The following is a 1,511-nucleotide window of genomic DNA, read 5'->3' as shown; positions in this document are numbered from 1 at the left end:
TACTTCCGTAGAGACTTTATTAAAAATCTTGAAATTAAACATACAGGTGCTCTTCATCAATATTGTAGCGGCCCGACTACAACAAACACCTGCCTTAGCTTAGCTAGACACCCTTGGGCGCAAGGATTACAAATTTAAAAAGGGTCTGCAAGTTTTTCTCAAGGGGAAGCATGAATAATCCACTAAATTTATATCCATTTAACATAATAGGCGTTATACGAAATGCCTTTTTAAATAGTGTTATTTATCATATACTTGATACAATAAAACCAAAACCAAAAAGATCAAAAAACACACGCTTTCACAACTCGTGTTTTTTTAAGCAGATTTGTAATCTTTCGCCAATAAAATCGTCTAAAAAATGCTCAATTTTGGCATTTTCCCAATGTTCTCAGCTCTTCTAGGGCGAAAACTATCCCCAATTGCTGTGGATGAAATTTAGGCTATTTTGTACGCTTTGGCTCACATCAATCTCGGCCCTTTGCGGCTATCTGGAACAGTAGAATTTTCATATGATTAAGTGGTCAGGAACAGGAAGTTCCATATAATTAAAAATAAGCACTAGGATGGCGCTATATAAGACACGCAAGAGCACAGAGACCTAATGTTCCAATAAAAAACCCTAGCAGGATGCCGGGGTTTTTTATTGCCTATCATTTCTCATTTGCAAAACAAGCATAATGCCTCTAAAATATAGACTATAATCTATATTTTGGTTGTGGTATGTGGACAGTCATTACGACAGATCTATTTAATCAGTGGCTTGAACAGCAAGATGAACCTACACAAGAGAAGGTCCTAGCTGCCCTGGTTGTTCTACAGCAGCAGGGACCGAGTTTAGGCCGTCCTTTAGTAGATACTGTGTATGAGTCTAAATTTACCAATATGAAAGAACTGCGTGTTCAACATCGCGGTAGACCCTTAAGAGCTTTCTTCGCATTTGATCCCTTACGACAGGCTATTGTTCTATGTATTGCTGATAAAGGCGGTAAAAAGCGTTTTTATAAAGACATGCTGGATATTGCAGATGAACAATACCAACTTCATCTCACTACCCTAGGAGATAAATCTAATGGCTAAGACTCTGCAAGAATTGTTAGCTAGCCGCTCTCCAGAGAGCCAAGCCCGTATTCAAAAAATGGCTGATGAATTACTGCTAGAAAATCAGCTTCATCTTATTCGTGAAGAACTCGAAATTTCTCAAAAAGAGCTTGCTGAAACTTTGGGAATAAAACAGCCATCGCTTTCAGCAATAGAAAATCGTGGCAATGATCTTAAGATTTCAACCATGAAAAAGTATGTTGAGGCAATGGGTGGGAAGCTCCGTATTGATGTAGAGCTTCCAACAGGAAAACATATAGGATTCAACGTTTAACAATAAAAATGGGAGCTATAGGCTCCCATTTTTAGATTCGTATAACGTTGAACCCAACGGTAAATAGTCGTGTGATCAACATTCACACCCCGTTCGGCCAGCATTTCCTGCAGTTCACGATAGCTAATGCCATATT

General features: G+C 38.6%; 2 protein-coding genes and 1 pseudogene. 2 read left to right on the top strand and 1 reads right to left on the bottom strand.

Annotated elements, in window-relative coordinates; translation table 11 throughout:
- Nucleotides 1–723 precede the first annotated feature (723 nt).
- Nucleotides 724–1,080, top strand: a complete 357-nt coding sequence (locus N518_RS0115280; protein WP_004668307.1) for a type II toxin-antitoxin system RelE/ParE family toxin — start codon at nt 724–726, stop codon at nt 1,078–1,080.
- A complete protein-coding gene (locus tag N518_RS0115275; protein ID WP_001140620.1) occupies nt 1,073–1,375 on the top strand; it encodes a helix-turn-helix domain-containing protein in 303 nt (100 codons plus the stop codon). Before N518_RS0115280 ends, N518_RS0115275 begins: the two co-directional genes overlap by 8 nt.
- A gap of 41 nt (nt 1,376–1,416) precedes the next feature.
- On the opposite strand, the pseudogene N518_RS17150 reads toward N518_RS0115275, so the two are convergent.
- A pseudogene (locus N518_RS17150) lies at nt 1,417–1,511 on the bottom strand (IS6 family transposase); the annotation flags it as partial.

It is taken from the genome of Acinetobacter sp. UNC436CL71CviS28 (assembly GCF_000620525.1).
GTDB lineage: Bacteria > Pseudomonadota > Gammaproteobacteria > Pseudomonadales > Moraxellaceae > Acinetobacter > Acinetobacter radioresistens.
This window is presented reverse-complemented; position numbering and strand designations above follow the sequence as displayed.